This window comes from Hymenobacter agri (genome assembly GCF_054778495.1).
In genome coordinates this window covers 1-832 of sequence record NZ_BAAGZM010001094.1, presented here as the reverse complement: position 1 = coordinate 832, position 832 = coordinate 1, and the positions used below count along the sequence as shown (strand labels likewise).

Below are 832 nucleotides of genomic sequence, written 5' to 3'. Positions count from 1 at the left end.
CACGCTGGTCTGCGTGCTGCGCCCTAGCCCCCAAACCGGCGACCAGGAAACGGCCGTGTACACGCTTGATGTAGCCAGCGGCGCCCTACGCGAGCTGCCCAACTCCCCGCACCGCGTCGACCTGCCCGCCTACTCGCCCGACGGGAAGTGGCTGAGCTACCAGACGCCGCGCGAGCCGCCCTATTTTGAGTCGCTGGAATTTGACGTGGTGCCCACGGCGGGCGGACCGGCGCGCCATCTCTGCCGCCCGCTCGACCGCAACCTGCAACGCGCCATCTGGAGCGCCGACAGCCGGAGCCTGCTGGTGGGCGGCAACGACGCGGCTACGGTTTCCATCTGGCAAGTAGGGCTGAGCGGCAAGGTGCAGAAGCTGCCCCTGGGCCCGGTGTCGCCCAACGGCAGCTATTGGGTGGAGATGGCAGTGGGCCGCCGCAACGCCGTCGCCCTGGCCGCCAATGAACCGGGCCGCCCGGCCGAGCTGTACTACCTGGCCTCGCCGACGGCCGCCCCGCGCCGCCTCACCGATTTTAACCACGAAACCGCCGCCCTGGCCCTGGGCCGCATGGAAGCCGTGGATTGGCCCTCCGACAACCTGCGGCCCGACGGCATCCTCACTTACCCGCCCGACTTCGACCCCGCCAAAAAATACCCGCTGGTGCTGATGATGCACGGCGGCCCTTCGAACGCCTCGCGGGCCGCCTTCTACGGGCTGGGGCAGGCGGTGGCGGCGCACGGCTACGTGGTGTTTCAGCCCAACTACCGAGGCTCCGACAACCTGGGCTACGCCTTCCAGCGGGCCATTCGCGACGATGCCGGGGCCGGGCCGGGACGC

The 832-nt window shown here is 70.1% G+C and carries 1 protein-coding gene; it reads left to right on the top strand.

Features of this window, described 5'->3' with window-relative positions; all coding sequences use genetic code 11:
- Positions 1 to 13: 13 nt before the first annotated feature.
- A partial coding sequence (locus ACYVDE_RS24680) for a S9 family peptidase (RefSeq protein WP_460504166.1) occupies positions 14 to 832 on the top strand: 819 nt, incomplete at its 3' end.